This is a genomic window from Burkholderia aenigmatica (assembly GCF_902499175.1).
Classification (GTDB): Bacteria; Pseudomonadota; Gammaproteobacteria; order Burkholderiales; family Burkholderiaceae; genus Burkholderia; species Burkholderia aenigmatica.
Genome location: NZ_CABVQC010000007.1, coordinates 130,995 through 148,168, shown reverse-complemented (window position 1 = coordinate 148,168; position 17,174 = coordinate 130,995). Strand labels below are relative to the sequence as shown.

The following is a 17,174-nucleotide window of genomic DNA, read 5'->3' as shown; positions in this document are numbered from 1 at the left end:
CTCACCCCTCCGGTTGAATGATGAGCCGACCGTCTGCCCGCTTGCCCCAGATGCAGATCGGTCGGCCATGCAACCCAATGCCGGCGAACGATTAGATGTAAATGAATTGCCGGTACAACCCATCCAACTGACGACGAATGTCTTCGACGCGCTGCTCGTCACCGGTATCGGTAAATTCGAGTAGCTGCTGTTCCTTGGCAGTGATCTGATCGCAAAGGTCGGACAAGTTCTCGCAGAAAGCCTCGGAATGAACGGTGGGCTCCTCCGTATTCGTCTCTTCCCCTGCTAGTTTTCGCACAGACGAGGCTGGAGAAATCCCATTTTCCTCGTTAAAGGCAATTTGAAGCTGCCTGCGCCTATTGGTCTCATCGATCGCCTGCTTCATCGCCGGCGTCACCGCGTCGGCGTACAAGATCGCCTTGCCGTTTTCATTCCGAGCGACTCGACCGATCATCTGAATGAGCGCATGGGCCGAACGCAAGAACCCTGCACGGTCTGCATCGAGAATGGCAACCAATGATGCCTCTGGAATATCCAGCCCTTCGCGCAAAAGACTAATCCCAATCAAAACATCGAACTCTCCTGCGCGCAGGCCATTGATGATCTCAACACGATCCTCCGCTTTTATGTCCGAATGCATGTAGCGCGCTCGAATCCCGTTGTCCGTCAAGAAATCCGTTAGCTCTTCTGCACTGACCTTCGTCAGCGTAGTCACAAGCACTCGATTCTTTCTCTTCACGCACTTCGATATTTCGGCAAGCAGGTCATCTATGTATCCATCCGCTTTCCGCACTTCAACCTTGGGGTCAAGCAGTCCCGTTGGCCTGATAACCTGTTCGACAACCCTGCCTTTCGACACCCTCAGCTCGTAGTCGCCCGGAGTAGCGGAAACAAAGATGGTCTGAGGCTTGACCTTCTCGAACTCGTCAAAGTTCAATGGCCGGTTGTTCTTCGATGAAGGCAAACGGAACCCGTAATCGATCAGCGTGTCCCTAGAGAGCGACATCGGTTTGGCATCACCCACACCGTAGCCGAGGGCTCTGCAGTCATGGGTGGATCAGCTATCCGCCAGGTGGCAAAAACTTAATCAAAGAAGGCCAGGGTGCGAACTTCGATACTCTCGCGCGGTGGGGCTCCCGGCGGCGTATTTGGGTCCCGGAAGGCGGTATGGGGCGTGAAGCGGGCTCGGCCGTCGTGACGCGAGTCATACCCCTTGATCAGCAAGACTTCGTCACGGAGCATGTCCGGAAAATAGTACCAGCGCTGGTGCGGATTGTAGGCCAGGTGGTAGATCTCACCGATACGATCCGGATAGACCAGGTCGGTGGCCAGCAGGTCATTGGGGTCGAGCGTCGAGGCGTCCAGCACGGCCAGCGGCGAGCGCTTAACGGGCCCGCTCATCGGGCGCCAGAGGTTGATCTGGGCCACCGGCACCGCTGCCAGTGTGGCGGCCTGATCCATGCCCAGCGCGTCGCGGATACGTTCAGGCCCCGAGTGCTCTGTGTAGTCATTATGCACACGGCTGGCTGGGCCGCGAACATCCCGCCCCTCGGCGTCGCTGCGCCTGGTGTGGTCGAAGATGATGACCCGGCTCGCGCCCGTCAACTCCTTGATCAAGGCCTTGACCTCTTCATAGTAGACGTTTTCCACTGAGGTATCGTCGTAGAGGTCGTCGACCACCGTATCCCGCCGATGGAATTCGAACCCCTGCTTGTCCAGAGAAAGGCTGTCTGCCAACGGACGACCGCTGTGTATCGTGACCTCGCGCTCCTCCTGCTCGGCAAAGTAATGCGGTTCACTGTCGCCGGTCAGAGCCTCGGTATGCACATAGGGCTTCGCATCGTGCTTGACCAGGTAGGTGAGTGTCGTGATGACACTGGCGGGCATATCGGTTGTGCATTTCAAGTAACACCTCCCGGTCTGCTGACCGCATCCGGCGTGGTGTCACCGTGGCGGCGCTGTAGCTTGCATGTAGACTCTCGATTGTATGCCTTCGAACGGACACTTTCAAATGCTCCCCGAGGTGCATGGTCCCCGACCGGTAGAAAAGGACATCTCTCAACTCGGCACCGACGACCAGCTTGACCAGGACTGGCGCGTCGGACTCCAGGCCCGCGCCCAGGGCGACTACTAGGGATGGTCTGAAGTAGTTGTGTATTTCTGGCTGACTTCAGCCCCTGCCGATTTTAAAAGCGGCAAATCGATCAAAAACGCTCAGATCACCCGCCTATTTCTGTGTTTTTAGCCGCCGCGAGCACCTCGCGGCAGCCATTTCCCACATTACAGGCGCACCTCTCCTGCATTCGCCAGTAAATGTCGGCGCGCCATCCACAGGTTCGACAGCGCGAACAGCGTCACCAGTTGCGCCGTGTTCTTCGCCAGACCACGGAAGCGCACCTTCACATAACCGAACTGGCGCTTGATCACCCGGAACGGATGCTCGACCTTGGCTCGTACCTGAGCCTTGGCCTTCTCAATCTTGCGCTTGGCTTTGTACAAAGCACTGCGCTTATCAAGCTTCTTGTAAGTACTACGGCGGGCGGCGATCTGCCAGATGACCTCCCGGCCTTCATGTTCAGGGCGTTTCTCGACGCCGGTGTAACCCGCGTCGGCACCGACCATGTTCTCATCGCCGTGCAGCAGCTTATCGACCTGGGTGACATCGGCCACGTTGGCCGCCGTGCCCACCACGCTGTGCACCAAGCCCGACTCATCATCGACACCGATGTGCGCCTTCAGTCGGGTAAAGCAGGAGTGTTACCACTCCTGCCTCCCCTAAGAACCGTACTTGAGAGTCACCCCTCATACGGCTCAAGCCTTCCAGCAGCCTGAGTGAGACCGGGCTACCTGACAATGCGCTCTTCGGCGCTCAAGGTAAGACGTCCATGCCGGATCGAACGGGTTCGCTGCACTGCATATTTTGATATGCCGAACAATCGAAACACTGGCTGCGGCAAAAAGCCAAGCGGGTTGACTCATGCCACGTACTTTTTCCTTGCTGGCGAAAATCCAGTGCCGTTGACCCACTACACGAAAGTATCGTTGTTTTACCCAATGGGCACTTTTCATGGCATGCCGGCGGACAGCCCAGCGCCATAACACTCGCCAAATCTGATGGTCGATCCACGCGAAACGCTTGGCAGCGACAACATGACGATGATACATGGCCCACCCCCGGATTACCGGGTTCAGGACCTGAATCAGGTTTGCTTGCATCGCCGCCTTGTTTCCGTTTGTGATTTCCCGGACCTTATCCAGAAGCGCTTTCACACTCTTGCGAGCCGGAGTGATGAGTAGCTTGCCAGCGTACTTACGTACGTTCTGGCCCAGAAAATCGAAGCCTTGCGAGATATGCGTGATGTGAGTCTTTTCATCAGAGAGTTCCAAGCCTCGCTCTTTCAGGAATGCCTCAATTGCAGGTCGAACCTGACTTTGCAGGATAGCCTTCGAAGTTCCCGTGATGATGAAGTCATCGGCATATCTTACGACGTGTATCTTGAATGGCTGTCGCTTTCGGTTCGTCGAAGCCACGCTTGTGTGGACAACATGTTCCAGCCCATCCAACGTCCAATTCGCAAGTATCGGGGAGATGATTCCCCCTTGCGGGGTTCCTGCCTCCGTTGCGAACAAGGCTCCCTGATCGACATACCCGGCTCGAAGCCACTTACGCAGAACCGCTTTATCCATGGGTACGTTGGCGAGCAGCCAATCGTGGCTGATATTGTCAAAACAGCCTCGAATGTCGCCCTCAAGTACCCATTGCGCCGAACTGCGTTTCGCCAGTGCATTGAAGCAATGTGCGATTGCATCGGCCGTGGATCGCTGCGGCCGAAATCCATACGAATTTGGATCCGCACGCGTTTCTGCAACCGGCTCAAGTGCCAGTTTCCACAGTGCCTGCATTGCGCGATCCCGCATCGTTGGAATTCCCAGCGGGCGCTTCTTGCCATTGCTTTTGGGTATGTAGATACGTCTCAGCGGTTGAGGGCAATAGCCCCGATGCTGTAACGCTTTCACTCCCTTCGATTTGGCCACAGGGGTTGACCAGATCTTGCCATCAACTCCCGGTGTTCTCTTGCCTCTATTCTCCGTCACTCGCTTAACGGCCAACATCTTGCCGCGGTACGAGCGAGTCAGCAGCCGCTGCAAGGCTTGCACCTTGCCCCATCTGCCTTCTCGTGTTGCCTTGGCGATACGTACCTGGAGTCGTTTCACTTGCGATTCGATTTGGCACCAGGATAGGGGCCAGACCGACTCGAAGTTCGAAGATGCACCAGTGCCCGCCGGTGCTTGTGCATGGGATGTGAGCACTACCATCTGCTTTCCTCCGTACAACGATTGATCAGGTTGTTTCGCCATGGAAGACCTTGTGGAAGTCTGCTCGCTTTCGCGCCAGATGATCTTTCAACCTGTATTCGCCCCATTACAGGGCGACCTTCGCTTTTTCCACATTCCTTTACCCGCAGCACCAACAGCTTGCTTTACAGCTCACCTGCCGAAACCGGCAGCGCTACGGGCTTACCCTGTTCCACATGGATTTCCGAACGGGTCGGGCTCCTCGATTTCGCCGGCGGCACCACATCCACGAGGGGGTATCGGTAAGACCCCCTGCCTGTCCGCTTACCTTTTGGTTCAAGCCTGTCAGCATCTTTGGCTTGGCTATTTTGACGACGTTTATATGAGGTTCACGTGTGTTAGCCGTACCCGTTCATCCCTAGCACCTCTCCGCCTTGATGCTGGCAGATTCAGTCTGGCCTCACGGTTCGACCTACCGAAAATCGGCGGTTACATTGTCCCCAGGGCTTCAGACCCAGCTGTTACCGGCCGCGCCTGTCTGGGTAGGGAACGAGTGGTGGAACAATCGGTTCCGTCGGGCGTTAACCTGCGGAACAGAAACCCATGCGACTTTCAGGTCGCACTGCCGAAGTGGTGAGTCGGCCACAGGAACTGCCCCCGTAGCCGCTCGCAGAACCGTACGTGACACTCTCGCGTCATACGGCTCCCGTTATCCAACCTGTTGCTCGGTTACTTGCCAGTGATAAAACAGTCGAGGGGCAGCCGTCTGCACCGTGTCCAACCATTGAGATATGCGCCGCTTGCGCCCGTGAAGTATTTTGTACTTACGACCGGCCCAACGCTTGAGTGCGCTATCGATATGTCGAAAGATGCCAAGCATGGCCGTCCGATAGAACGCGCCATAATACTGCCACCAACCTTGTATCACTGGGTTGTAAAGCCGAGCCACAGCAGCCAGCGTCACGTGAGTTTGGCGGTTGACCCGCCACTCGCGCACTGCTCGCCGCATCCGCTTCAACGCTTGCGCACTGACTCCCGGCAGGAAGCTGGTGAAAAGGTTGTTCTGTTGGCCGATTGCCTTCCTGGGTCTAAAAGTGAAACCAAGGAAGGTAAAGCTCACATGCGGATACTCCGCGCGTCGATTGCTGTCCTTGCAGTACACGATTTTCGATTTCTCGGGATGCATCGTGAGACCACAAACTGCTAGACGTGAAGCGATTGAACGCATCACGTGTTCTGCCTGCCTCTCGCTACGACAATGCACTACCGCATCATCGGCGTACCGGGCAAAAGGACAGTTTGGGCTGTTTCGTTGCATCCAAGCGTCAAAGGTGTAATGCATGAACAGATTCATCAGCATGGGACTGATCACGCCGCCTTGCGGGGTGCCACGTTCGCGTTGAATGCGAACGCCATCTGCTGCCTCGAACGGAGCAACCAGCCATCGTTCGATGTACAGCAGTATCCAGTCCTCTTTGATATGGGTTCGCACCGCTTTCATCAGCAGTTCATGATCAATGTGATCAAAAGCCGCCTTGATATCAAACTCCACCACCCAGTCGTATCGCCAGCAGCGCTCGCGTGTGATCGCTATGGCCTGTTTGGCTGAACGCCCTGGTCGGTATCCATATGAGTCCGGATGGAAAAGCGCATCCAGCTTCGGCTCGATGAGGAGTTTGACTACAGTTTGTGCGATACGGTCGCTGACCGTAGGCACTCCCAGCCTGCGTATACCCCCCGATGCCTTCGGTATCTCAACAACCTTGACCGGCGGCGGGAAATAAGACCCCGACGACATTCGATTCCATAGCTTGTAAAGATTCTTCGGCAGGTTCCGCTCAAAATCGGCAATGGTCTCATCGTCGATTCCAGCAGCTCCCCGGTTGGTTCTGACCTGCTGATAGGCCTCCCATATCACGCGCTATGTTGTAAGGTTTGTTCGAACTCACGCCACTCATCCCCTGAGGTTGACAGCGTTCGTTGACAGGATAACGCCTCCCCTTCGCTCCGCCTTCATTACAAAGGCTTCATCACTACTACAGGAGGCTCCGCCCCTCATTCCAGCATTGGTATTCTTCCTCATGGTTTTAGCCATTTGTCATTTTCCTTTGCATCTGGAACAAGGTTCTCACGTTCCGTACCCAAGCCTGTATGGAGATCATGCCGCCTTTACACCGGCTGCCACTGGGGCCGTAAGCAGGTAACGCCCCAACTCGTCCTGAAGCCAGTACTCAACCTCAGTTTCGACAGCACTTTAGGGAATAACGATGCGTCATCGGACGGTTTGCTTTCGCTCATCTTCTCCATACTCACCTGCCATCATCATGGGATGACTTTTCCTCGGTTGCTCACCACCGCACCTTTTGGATGCAGCAGCACCGGGTGGTTTGAAGCCTGCTCCTGCAAGCCGACTTCGGAAGGCCTACTTCCATCTTCGGTACAGCATCACAGGTCATACGACCTGTGTTCGTGACACACAGTACTGGTTACCCTTCTTGGTCTGATGCATTTCCGGGTCGCGCTTACCGTCCTTGTTCTTGGTCGAACTCGGCGCATTGATCAGCGTGGCATCGACGATCGTGCCTTGGCGCAGCGACAGCCCTCGGTCGCCCAGATAGCCATTGATGACAGCCAAGATGCCGGCGGCTAGTTCGTGCTTCTCCAGCAAACGACGGAAGTTGAGGATGGTGGTTTCATCGGGGATACGCTCCAAGCTCAGCCCCGCGAACTGGCGCAAGATGGTGGTCTCGTACAGCGCCTCTTCCATCGCTGGATCGCTGTAACCGAACCAGTTTTGCATCAGGTGCACGCGCAGCATCGCCATCAGCGGATAGGCCGGACGACCGCCTTCACCCTTGGGATAATGCGGCTCGATCAAGGCAATCAAACCCTTCCACGGCACCACCCGATCCATCTCGATCAGGAACAACTCTTTGCGGGTTTGTTTGCGCTTACCGGCGTACTCGGCGTCAGCGAAGGTCATCTGCTTCATGGGGAAACTCAGCGGGTGGAATCCGGGTATTTTGCCAAAATCTGGAAGTCTTCTTCAGATGGTATGGACGCCTCCCCCCGGCAGCGGGCCGACCGCCGCACTGTGCACGACAAGCGGATCTCGCGGCCCCGATATACAAGTGTCAAAGTAACGCGTGTGAACAGCAAGAACACCTCTAACAGGAGGATCCACCATGAAACAGAGTGTGATTGGTATGGACATCGCCAAGAAGGTTTTCCAACTGCATACCGTCGATCAGCGCTCCGGAAAAATCGAACGTTTCAAGCTGCGGCGTGAAGAGGTTTTGGCGTTTTTCGCCGAGCGTCAGCCCTACTTGGTAGCGATGGAGGCTTGTGGCAGTGCGCACTGGTGGGCGCGCCAGCTTCAGCAGTTGGGGCATGAGGTGCGCTTACTGGCTCCTCGCTCGGTACGCCCATTCGTACTCAGGAACAAGACCGATGCGGCTGATGCCCAAGCGATATGGACAGCAGTGCAGCAGCCCGACGCCCACCAAGTCGCAATCAAACAAGCTGATCAGCAGGCCATCCTCTCGCTGCACCGCATCCGCGCTCAACTGCTGAAATTTCGCATTATGCAAAGCAATGCATTGCGCGGCTTGTTCTATGAGTTCGGGATTGTGTTGCCGGAAGGCTACACCCCGCTGACCAAGGCGGTGCCTAACGCCTTCGTCGATGCGGAAAATCAAGTACCCCATGTGCTGTTGGAAAGTCTGCGCGAGCAGTGGGCACGGGTAATCCGGCTGGACGAAGAAATCCAAGCGATTGAACTCCGTTTGAAACACTGCATGCGTGAGCGTCTCGATTGTCAAAAAATTGCAGAAATCCCCGGAGTAGGCTTGTTGACGGCCACAGCCGCAGTTGCCTCGCTGGGCGATGCCAAAACCTTTCGCTCCGGTCGGCAGTTTGCCGCTTGGGTGGGACTGGTTCCTCGACAGACAGGCACAGGTGGTCGAGTTCGGCAACTGGGGCTGAGCAAGCGCGGTGACACCTATCTGCGAACACTGTTTATGCATGGTGCCCGCTCAATCATTGCCAGGGGGCAGAAGTCTGAGTGGGTTGAGCGCTTGCTTGCCAGGCGACCGTATAACGTGGTGGTGGCCGCAGTTGCCAATAAACTCGCGAGAACCGTTTGGGCTGTGCTGGTCAAAGGCTCCCGATATCGCGCAGAACTCTTTACGGCATGCCCTGTAGGGCATTGAAAAAGCTTATAGACAAAAGGCTTCACAAGGAGCGCACGCGGTAGATACGTGATGGCGAAATAGGTCAGACCGTGACGAGGTAAACCTGGTAGGGAATATGAGCTATGGGCACACCATCAGCTCGATTTTCAGATGAGGGCCTCGTCAGCGGATTCCATCAGGGCCAGTAGGCTTGTCGGCCTGCACAAACAGGCCGGATATAAGACTGCTCCTACCTATACGTCAGCATGACTACCCCATTGAGCTTCGGGAGGCGTCCATATAAGTTTCCCTAAGCTACATGAGGACGACTCGCCCACAGCGCAAAGCACCTGTGTTCGCGCTATTGGCTGTCCCGTGCGTTGTGGTGCTGACCGTCGATGACGAGTCGAACCTACTGTATGGACACTGCGCGCGGCAGCCTTTCATGCGTGCCAGCTACGTGCCCAAGGTTGGACGCGGATCGAAGCGTGCGCAGGGTTTTTCGTGAAAGTATAAAATCCAATCAACTTTATCAGAAGAAAATATATGATCGTAAGAAACTTTGAATACTTGCTTGCTTTGCACCGTGAAGGCCATTTTGGCAACGCGGCCAAAAGCTGCAATGTTTCTCAGCCGACACTCTCCGCGGGCATTAAGCAATTGGAGGAAGACATGGGTGTCGAGATCGTGCGTCATGGCCGACGCTATGACGGCCTCACTTCTGAAGGGATGCGCGTACTGTCTTGGGCTCAGCAGATGTATGACGACTGCAAAGGGCTGGAGCGAGAACTCTCCGCACTACGGCGAGGTATAGAGGGGCAATTCCGGCTAGGGATACTCCCAGGAACTGCCGGTGTAGCGCCCACATTAAGCATCGCCCTTGCTGAAAAAACACCCTTACTTCAACAATCAGTTCTGGTTTCCGGCGCTTCTTCCCTGCTACAGGCGATTCGAGAAAACAATTTGGATATCGCACTCATGCATTTGGAGGATATCCCAGGGGAAGACTTCGATACTCACCTTCTGTACCGTGAACGCATTTTCCTTTTTCACGCCGCGAGAACACAGCAACCCCGAAGCACAACGTGGGACCATGTTCTCAATAGACAACTCTGCGTGCTGAACTCGGCAGTACCTGAACCCATTCAAGATAGGCTGATGCAATGTACCGCGCAGACTATTCGCACTGATTCAATTGACGTGCTATCGGCACACGTGGCGACAGGAAAATATTCGGCAGTTCTTCCGCAATCTCTCGCCGGCCAACTCGCGCACATTCCAAATCTCCACGCAATCGCAATCAATGGACCAATGTCGCACTCAAATGTCGGATTCGTTGCTGGGAAAAATGCGTTCGAGGCACCGTCATCGCGTGCATTGCTCGAAATGGTGCACACCCCCGAACTCGCCACCACTCTTCAATCCGTTATATCGATCCATCGTCGGTTCCAGCCCAAAGCAGACTCATCTCAAAGCCCCCTGAAATAGCGAGTCTTGAAGAGCAACTCTGTATTGCTTCAACCAGGCGAAGATTGCAGGCATGCCGTGTGCGCCGCTAACAGGCGCCACGTGCTGAGCAACCCATCGAAGGCCACTAGGTCCAGGGGCAACTCGGGGGGGCAGGAGTACCTGCTGCATGCGGCCTCCTCATGTCTCGCTGGGTCGAGCTGACTGTTCCTAGATCAAGCTAGGAGGCGCGATGTAGCGATGATCGTTGCCCTCTCCCGGCTAGGAGACGAGCACGGCTCGACGATCCCGCGTAGATAGATCGTGCCTATCTGCACATAGATTATTCCAGTTTGACCACTTCTGAGCTTGATCCGATGCTGTCAAGACCGCAGAAGGAGACGCGGCCAACGGCTAGGCAATACCACGATCGTTCTTCTTGACAGCGGTAAATTTCGTTTCCCACTTCGATTTAGAAGATGGAAACATTAACGCACAGAGGTGACGAAATGACTCCGACCGGTAACCGAATCGTGACTTTCGAGAAGCCCTTGGAAATGAAGGTCAACACCTTCAAATTTCCAGAGCTGATAACCCCTCAAGGGAAAAGCGCACCCCATGGCGCTATCCTCAAAATAGTTACCACAAATATCTGTGGCAGCGACCTTCACATTTATCGCGGTTCGTTTGCTGTTCCCAAGGGAATGACCATGGGCCATGAAATGACCGGCGAAGTGATCGAAGTGGGATCAGACGTCGAAGTCGTGAAGAAGGGCGACATCGTTTCCGTTCCCTTCAATGTGGGGTGTGGGCGTTGCTACAACTGCAAGCATATGCGCTCCGATGTATGCGAGAACACCAACCCCGAAATCGACTGCGGAGCCTACGGGTTCAACCTCGGTGGCTGGACGGGGGGGCAAGGTGATTATCTCTTCGTACCGTATGCGGATTTCAATCTCCTTCGCTTCTCTGACAAGGATGCCGCCATGGAAAAAATCCGCGACCTGACCCTTCTCTCTGACGTATTACCCACAGCTTTCCATGGGTTCGCTGGCCCAGACTGGCCAGCCGCGCCGGCCTACGTCGTCGGCGAAAACATCCTGATCTTCGGTGCCGGGCCGGTCGGCAGAGCGGGTGCCGCCTGCGCCAGACTTCTGGGTGCAGGCGCCATCATCGTTGCCGATTACATTCAAGAGCGGCTGGACCTTCTCAAGCCACACGGCGTGGAAACCATCAACCTTTCCGACGGCGTGCCGATCGAGGAGCATCTCGAACGCATTACCGGGCACAGGGAGGTGGATCGCGTCATCGACTATGTTGGTGTGGACTGCCGCGGGTTTGGCGCGGAGGCTGACAAGATCGTGGAGAGCGCTGTTACCAACGCAATGCTCAAATATGTCCGCTTCGGCGGAATGACCAGTACGGTCGGTGTGTACTGCGCAAACCCGATCTCGAAAGACCCGAAAGCCAAGAAAGGCCATATGGATCTGGAATGGTCCAACGCCTGGATCAAGTCGCCGCGAATGTCGGCTGGTCAATCTCCGACGGCCAACTACAACCACGCGTTAATGCGGGCGATACTGAACGATCGCATGCCTTACCTTTCGCCGATGATGAACACTAAGTTCATCAAGCTCGAAGACGCGCCCGCCGCGTACAAAGAGTTCGACGCGGGTTCTGCATACAAGTACGTCATCGACCCGCATGGTTCAGTGCGGCATTAAGCATCCGGCGCGGGCTAAGCATCAGGATGTCTCACACTTTCTGGTGAGAGGCATTCTGGTCCCGCCAGTCTCCGGGCAGCAACTGGAGCCGGCGAATATTTTCGCCGGCATTTGCCGTCTGCCCCAGGGTACTTGCCTTGGCTCGGACCAGGAGCAGAGCCTCAGCAATCCGCAGGTGATGATCAACCGCAAGCGTGTTCAAGCGCTTGGTTCGCAATCGGCCAAGGGTCAGACGGGGACGATGCACGGCATCCATTGACGTGCGTGGCTGGAGATAGCCTTCGTCTGATCCTTATCACCCCACGGACTTGATCAGGCTCGCCTGGTGTTGTGCCTGCCTCGGGCCATCGCACGGTCAACCCAGCCCTGGCTCATTCAGCCAGAAGTTTCCAATGATGTGGCCGAACTCGCCGCCGCCAGAATGGCAGTCACTTCTATAGGGAGATAGCACAGTGTTGGATAAGTCGGAACGGGAGGGTGGCCTATGGAGCTGCGCCATCTTCGCTGCTTCGTAGTTCTTGCTGAGGAGCTACATTTCACGCGGGCGGCTGAGCGCCTGCATATCGAACAACCACCGCTATCACGAGCCATCAAGGAACTTGAGGACGAGTTGGGCGTAGTGCTCTTCGACCGAAACCGACGAGGAACAGTTCTAACGGCGGCGGGCGCGGTCTTCTTGCAAGATGTTCGCCGTCTATTCACAGTGCTGGAACAGGCTCGTGAAAATGCCAAGGCTGTGGCATCGGGCTTGCGCGGTAGCCTGCGCATCGCTGTATCAGATGGGGCTATCGATCCACGGCTGTCGGCATTTCTGGCTCGTTGCCGCGCCGAGGAGCCGGAGATCGAAATACGCTTGTCAGAAGTGCTTCTGGCAGAGCAAGTGCGTGGCTTGCGTTCGGGCGACTTCATGATCGGGTTCGCGCACACGGGCGATGTCGGCGACGGTATCGCTGCCGAACCAATCTGGCACGACCCGCTGGTGATTGCGGTGCCAGCTCGTCACTCATTGCTCACCTACAAGGAGGTGCCACTTCAAGAACTTCAAGGCCATCCACTTGTCCTGTGCGACCCGCAGGTATGCGAGGGCTATTGCCGCGAACTCAAGCGGCTGCTCAACACGTTGGAGCACAAGCTGAATGTTGTCGAGGAAGTGTCCTCGCTGGACATGATGCTCACGTTGGTCGGCGCCGGCTACGGCATCGGCTTCATGACGGCGACCAAGATTCCCATCTCCCAACGGCCGGATGTGGTGATCCGCCCCTTGGCGATGGATTCTGCCGTGATCACCACCTACCTGCTTCGGCCCGACGGCGGCAATTTATCGGCTTCGGTGGAGCGATTTATCGTTCGCCTTCGCGACTCTTCGGACGGTTGACGGAGCCTGGCAGGCTAGACACTCAGGGATCAGTGTCGGCACGCAGATTGCGTTCGGTCGCCGTCATCAGGTCAGCCGCGCTTATTCCAAGTGCCGTAGAAATTTTCAGTATGAGCGGAAGCGTGGGCACGTGCTCACCACGCTCGATCTTACCCATGTGAGAACGCGAAATGCTTGCCCGAGATGCGAACTCGTCTTGCGCGACTCCTTGAGCGACGCGCGCAGCGCGCACGGCCTGTCCGAAGGCTAACGCCGACTCGGATTCATACGTCGATGTGCCAGAAGGACGGCCTGGCTGAATTGTTGATTTCTGCATTAGCAGAAGCGTCAAACAATCTGCCACAATTAACCACGTTAAAGATAACGACGTTAAACTTCACTCTTTCCTGCAACGCTGGTTTGCCTTTCTGGACAGATCGCTTATTGGGGGCCCTCATGCATGACGCCACCAGCCAGTTTTCCCATTTCAGGCTTGCTATCGCGCCCGGAGTGCCATCCTCTTGCCTCACAACGCTTCTTGCCCTACAGCGCGCGGAGGAACCAGAAGTCACCATCACGTTCTTTGAGACCTCAGCCGATGATCTGTTGACGGGCCTTGAGGAAGGCCGCTACGACGCTGGAATGACGCTTCGGAACGCTGGTGCTCCGGCCGTGAAAAGCCAACCGCTCTGGGTGGAGAACGTGGCTGTTGCAGTGCCGCTGGGGTCCCCCTTAGTTGCCCAGGCGAAGATCACGCTTGCCGAGCTTCTGGACTATCCGGTGTTTCGCTGGCCGGCGGAGGCTTGCCTACTGCTGGATCAGCGACTGTCCTTTCTTCCGTTGAGCCAGCAGAGCATTCAGCACGTGACTTCGTTCGAGATGATGGCGCTTTGGGTGACCGCTGGCTACGGAGTGGGGCTCTCCGCGCAATCGCGCATTGAGCGTGCCCATGCGTGGGGGATCACTATGCGACCGCTTTCAGACGGCCCCTACGAGATCGTGACATATCTGCAGCGGCCCCACGGACGAGCCAATGTTGTTTCTGAGCGGTTCGAGCACAGGGCAATGTTGGTTGCCAGGGACAGGGCGGCTTGCTCGAATACCCCATAGCCCGCTCTCGCCGAGGCTGCGTGCGGGTAATTGCAGCGGCACGCGCCTGTTAGCGCGCCAGTGATAGCGCTTCCATCTCTGGCAATATGATGAATTAACATGGTCTTTGGAGGCACGAATGGTTGGAAGTGGTTGGGATCGAGTACCAATTGACTCGCAAAGCATCGATGCGCCGCTGTCGCGCGCGGCGGTGTTTCTCACGTTGACAGTCGCCGAGGGCCACGAGGCCCTTCAGGCGGTCGCCGGCGTCTTGGACGGGCTGGACGACCTGATCAAAACGGTGGGCTTCCGCGATCTCAACGGCCGGCTGTCGTGCATCACTGCACTGGGATCGGCGCTATGGGACCGTTTCCAGACCGGGAAGCGCCCGAAGGAACTACGGCCCTTCGTGCCCATCGAGGGTGCCAAGCACACCGCGCCTGCCACGCCCGGCGACCTGTTCTTTCACATCCGTGCCGAACGCGAGGACCTCTGTTTTGAATTCGAGCGCCTGCTGCTGGACCAACTGGGCAGCAGCGTGACGGTGGCCGACGAGGTGGTCGGTTTTCGCTACTTCGACTCCCGCGACCTGCTTGGCTTTGTCGATGGCACGGCCAACCCGACCGGGCACGACATCGGCGCCTCGACGCTGGTCGGCAGTGAAGATCAGGCGTTCGCCGGCGGCAGCTACTTGGTGGTGCAGAAGTATCTGCACCAAATGCAGCCGTGGGCTCGGCTCGCCAAGGACGAGCAAGAGCGGATCATCGGCCGGGAGATCGTCAGCAATGTCGAATTGCCCGACGCGACGAGCGGCCAGAAATCGCACAAGACCCTCGCCACGATCGTGGACGACGACGGCACCGAGCACGACATCCTGCGCGACAACATGCCCTTCGGCCGCCCCGGCCAGGGCGAATATGGCACCTACTTCATCGGCTACTCCAGGCATCTGTGGGTGACGCAGAAGATGCTGGAGCGCATGTTCCTCGGCGATCCGCCAGGCATGCACGACCGCCTGCTCGATTTCTCGACGGCGCACACCGGCGCCGTGTTCTTCGCTCCCGCACCGCGCACGCTGAGCGAACTCGTGGAGGCGGTGCAAGCGTAATGCAGGGGCCGCAAGGCCCCTGCAAGGTTTGAGAGCCCTATGCTCCGTCTAGAACTACTGCGCTATCCACCAGCCGACGAACGCTTTGCCGCACATCCTCGGGGATGGGGTACGGGGCAATGGCCTCGGGCATATCCGCATAGTGCTGGTAGTCGCCCATGATGACCTGGATGATCGCCGGCACGTTGGTCGGCGTGACCGCATCAATGGCCGCGCGGTCCCCCAGGTCAGGGTGCGGCTGGGTCAGCATGCGGTACAGATCCCACGAATCCGCGTGCGGGCACTGGTTCATGAGCACCTGGGCCAGCTTGTGCTTGAGCGGCACCAGTTGCCAATCGGGAACACGCTGCCCCCGATTGCCCAAACTGATGGACAGCAACTTGCCCGCTTTCAGTTCGCGGTTGATCTGGTCCTTGGACTTTCCGGCCAGCTTGCCGAACAGCGGGACCGGCAAGCTGCTTGGAGACTCGTAGATGGTCAGCATTTCCTCGCGCTCGCGCTGGATCGCGGACACTTCCGGCTCTGGGGCATGCGTCGGAGGCGGCGGTACCTGAGACAGCCGCTGGAACGTGATGCCGCCGTTGCTCGGGGTTACGACAATAGGCGTGGCCACGACGGGCGGGACGCCGGGAGGAGTGGGCTCGGCCATCGCGAGGGTCGCATCCACCGCTTCCTCCACTTCTGCCATCGCCGGCACCCCGTCGATACGGATGGTCAGATGCGCGCTCGCGGCTTCCACTTCGCCCTGTTCGAGCAGGTCGAGCCGATCGGCCCAGTCCTGCATCATCCGACGGCGCGGCTCAACGTACTTGGCGTGGTTGTAGGACGAACTCACCTTGTTGGGGTCGGAATGGGAAAGCTGCGCGTCCACCCAAATCTTCGGGTAGCCAATCTCGTTGAGCGCCGTCGAGATAGTGCCGCGGATGCCGTGGCCGGTCAGGCGCCCCTCATAGCCCATGAGCTGCACGGCCTTGTTGAGGGTGTTCTCGCTGATGCGCTTCTTGAGTTCGCTGCGGTGTGACAGCAAGTACTTCTGCGCCGGCCGCATCACCCCCAGGAGATAGCGCACGATCTCGATGGCCTGCAGGGATAGCGGCACGATATAGGGGGGCACATCCTGCGGCCGCTTCCCTGCCTTGCGCATTTCATCCTGGAGCTGCTTGACGATCTGCGGTGGGATGATCCACAAGCCCCTGTCGAGGTCGAACTGTTCGGGTTCGGCCAATCGCAGTTCGCCGGTGCGCACCCCGGTCAGGAACAGCAGCCGGACGCCAAGCTGGGTCTGCCAGCCACGGGGGTTGTAGAGCCGGAGCTTCTGGAGGAACTCGGGCATCTCGGGCAGGTGCAGGTAGGGATTGTGGGCTACGGGGGGCTTGGGCTCTGCCACCACGTCCAGGTCGGCGGCCGGGTTGACTTCCAACCCCTCGGCAATGACCAGGGCATAGCGGAACAACTGGTTGAACCAGGTGCGGACCTTCTCGGCGGTGGTGAACGCCTTGCGTTTCTCGATCGCCGCCAAGACGCCCAGGAGTTGGGGGCGGCGAATGTCGTAGATCGACATTCTTCCCAGGGTGGGCAACACGTCCTTGTTGAAGATGCGCAGGATCTGCGACAGCGTGCTTTGACGGCCTTCCTTGAGTTCCTTGCGGCGATGCTCGACCCAGGCATCGAAGACGGTCTTGAAGGTGTATTCGCCCGCCAGCTTGGCCGCGTGCCGTTTCTGGTCGCGCTCGACCTGAGGATCGATCCCCCTGGCGAGCAGGGCCTGGGCCTTGTCTCGCTCGATCCGGGCCTCGCGCAGGCTGAGAGCAGGATAGCCGCCCAGGCACAGGCGCTTTTGCTTGCCCAGCCAGTAGTAGCGGAATTGCCATGACTTGCCGCCTGCGGCTGAGACCATCAGGCCCAGGCAGTCGTTGTCGGAGAGGGTGTAGCGTTTTCCGGTGGTCTTCGCCTGCCGGACGGTCAGATCAGAGAGCGCCATTTCG

At 57.5% G+C, this 17,174-nt stretch carries 12 protein-coding genes and 2 pseudogenes; 6 read left to right on the top strand and 8 right to left on the bottom strand.

Going from position 1 to position 17,174, the window contains the following annotated elements; genetic code table 11:
• Positions 1-91: 91 nt before the first annotated feature.
• The 6 genes and pseudogenes from BDO18943_RS07650 to BDO18943_RS07625 form a co-directional block, all read right to left on the bottom strand.
• Positions 92-1,024: a helicase-related protein gene (locus tag BDO18943_RS07650; protein WP_286962390.1), complete on the bottom strand. Its 933-nt coding sequence runs from the start codon at positions 1,022-1,024 to the stop codon at positions 92-94.
• Positions 1,025-1,083: 59 nt separating this feature from the next.
• The gene (locus BDO18943_RS07645) at positions 1,084-1,905 is read right to left on the bottom strand and encodes a CmcJ/NvfI family oxidoreductase (protein WP_024569584.1); all 822 of its coding nucleotides are present in this window, start codon (positions 1,903-1,905) and stop codon (positions 1,084-1,086) included.
• A 375-nt stretch (positions 1,906-2,280) separates the two neighbouring features.
• A pseudogene (locus BDO18943_RS07640) lies at positions 2,281-2,739 on the bottom strand (IS5-like element ISPre1 family transposase); the annotation flags it as partial.
• 72 nt (positions 2,740-2,811) lie between these two features.
• Complete coding sequence (gene ltrA / locus BDO18943_RS07635; protein ID WP_035834956.1) at positions 2,812-4,317, bottom strand: group II intron reverse transcriptase/maturase; 1,506 nt, start codon at positions 4,315-4,317, stop codon at positions 2,812-2,814.
• A 688-nt stretch (positions 4,318-5,005) separates the two neighbouring features.
• Entirely contained in the window at positions 5,006-6,214 is a 1,209-nt protein-coding gene (ltrA, locus tag BDO18943_RS07630) for a group II intron reverse transcriptase/maturase (protein WP_231582312.1), read from the bottom strand.
• A gap of 561 nt (positions 6,215-6,775) precedes the next feature.
• Positions 6,776-7,288: pseudogene (locus BDO18943_RS07625) on the bottom strand (IS5-like element ISPre1 family transposase); the annotation flags it as partial.
• A gap of 193 nt (positions 7,289-7,481) precedes the next feature.
• On the opposite strand from BDO18943_RS07625, the gene BDO18943_RS07620 reads away from it, so the two are divergent.
• The 4 genes from BDO18943_RS07620 to BDO18943_RS07605 all read left to right on the top strand — a co-directional run bounded on the left by BDO18943_RS07620 (position 7,482) and on the right by BDO18943_RS07605 (position 13,013).
• A complete protein-coding gene (locus tag BDO18943_RS07620; protein WP_141123344.1) occupies positions 7,482-8,507 on the top strand; it encodes an IS110 family RNA-guided transposase in 1,026 nt (341 codons plus the stop codon).
• Between the two features lie 507 nt (positions 8,508-9,014).
• Positions 9,015-9,956: a LysR family transcriptional regulator gene (locus BDO18943_RS07615; RefSeq protein WP_058655490.1), complete on the top strand. Its 942-nt coding sequence runs from the start codon at positions 9,015-9,017 to the stop codon at positions 9,954-9,956.
• 515 nt (positions 9,957-10,471) lie between these two features.
• Entirely contained in the window at positions 10,472-11,638 is a 1,167-nt protein-coding gene (locus tag BDO18943_RS07610; RefSeq protein WP_226929782.1) for a glutathione-independent formaldehyde dehydrogenase, read from the top strand.
• Positions 11,639-12,122: 484 nt separating this feature from the next.
• Entirely contained in the window at positions 12,123-13,013 is an 891-nt protein-coding gene (locus tag BDO18943_RS07605) for a LysR family transcriptional regulator (protein WP_017514782.1), read from the top strand.
• Positions 13,014-13,035: 22 nt separating this feature from the next.
• Here the strand turns inward: BDO18943_RS07605 and BDO18943_RS07600 are convergent, their stop codons facing one another.
• Positions 13,036-13,329, bottom strand: coding sequence for a helix-turn-helix domain-containing protein (locus tag BDO18943_RS07600; RefSeq protein WP_009459591.1), 294 nt, complete (start codon positions 13,327-13,329; stop codon positions 13,036-13,038).
• On the opposite strand from BDO18943_RS07600, the gene BDO18943_RS07595 reads away from it, so the two are divergent.
• Positions 13,287-14,102 carry a substrate-binding domain-containing protein gene (locus BDO18943_RS07595; RefSeq protein WP_017514781.1) on the top strand — a complete coding sequence of 272 codons (816 nt, stop codon included), beginning with the start codon at positions 13,287-13,289 and terminating at the stop codon, positions 14,100-14,102. The two genes, BDO18943_RS07600 and BDO18943_RS07595, sit on opposite strands and share 43 nt — an antisense overlap.
• 118 nt (positions 14,103-14,220) lie before the next feature.
• Positions 14,221-15,189 carry a Dyp-type peroxidase gene (locus BDO18943_RS07590; protein WP_020924940.1) on the top strand — a complete coding sequence of 323 codons (969 nt, stop codon included), beginning with the start codon at positions 14,221-14,223 and terminating at the stop codon, positions 15,187-15,189.
• A 37-nt stretch (positions 15,190-15,226) separates the two neighbouring features.
• Here BDO18943_RS07590 and BDO18943_RS07585 read toward each other — a convergent pair whose 3' ends face one another.
• Positions 15,227-17,170 carry a tyrosine-type recombinase/integrase gene (locus tag BDO18943_RS07585; RefSeq protein ID WP_009876631.1) on the bottom strand — a complete coding sequence of 648 codons (1,944 nt, stop codon included), beginning with the start codon at positions 17,168-17,170 and terminating at the stop codon, positions 15,227-15,229.
• Between the last annotated feature and the right edge of the window lie 4 nt (positions 17,171-17,174).